Source organism: Actinomyces sp. S6-Spd3, assembly GCF_000758755.1.
Taxonomy (GTDB): Bacteria; Actinomycetota; Actinomycetes; order Actinomycetales; family Actinomycetaceae; genus Pauljensenia.
The window spans coordinates 1-588 of sequence record NZ_JRMV01000227.1 but is presented as its reverse complement, the minus strand read 5'-3'; the positions used below and the strand labels follow the sequence as shown (position 1 = coordinate 588).

The window sequence follows — 588 nt, the reverse complement described above, 5'->3', positions numbered from 1 at the left end:
GGGACTACCTCATTCGGCTCTAGATGCGCTTCCCGGACAACTTTCTGGTGGCCAGCGTCAGCGCGTCGCTATTGCGCGCGCCCTCTCGCTCAGCCCAGACGCGATCATCGCAGACGAGCCCACGTCTGCACTAGACGTGTCGGTGCGCGCCCAGATCTTGAACTTGCTGATGGATTTGAAGAACCAACTCGGCCTCGCAATGGTCTTTATTTCCCACGACATTCAGACCGTCCGCTACATTTCAGACACTATTGCTGTGATGAACTCCGGCAAAGTTGTGGAACAAGGCCCTGCGAAGCAGCTGCTCGAAAACCCACAGCATCCATACACAAAGACTCTTCTCGGTGCGGCGCCATCACTGCTACACCCGGATCTAGGAACCACTAAGGCTTGAGGAAAATAATGAAATTCCACGGAATCATTCCCCCTGTTGTAACCCCACTTACCGACGATCACGAACTTGATGTCGTTTCTTACGAGCGGTCTTTGAATCGTATGATCGAGGCCGGTGTAGACGGGTTATTCGTACTGGGATCGTCCTCCGAAGTTGTGTTCTGCACGGACGAGCGGAGGCGCCAAATTGTCGAA

General features: G+C 54.1%; 2 protein-coding genes. Both read left to right on the top strand.

Translation table 11 applies throughout. From position 1 onward, the window contains the following. The coding region (locus HMPREF1627_RS01890) for an ABC transporter ATP-binding protein (RefSeq protein WP_034500647.1) at nucleotides 1–394 on the top strand (394 nt) is incomplete at its 5' end. A gap of 8 nt (nucleotides 395–402) precedes the next feature. Next, nucleotides 403–588 (top strand): dihydrodipicolinate synthase family protein (locus HMPREF1627_RS01885; RefSeq protein WP_034500646.1); only part of this gene is annotated, 186 nt, incomplete at its 3' end.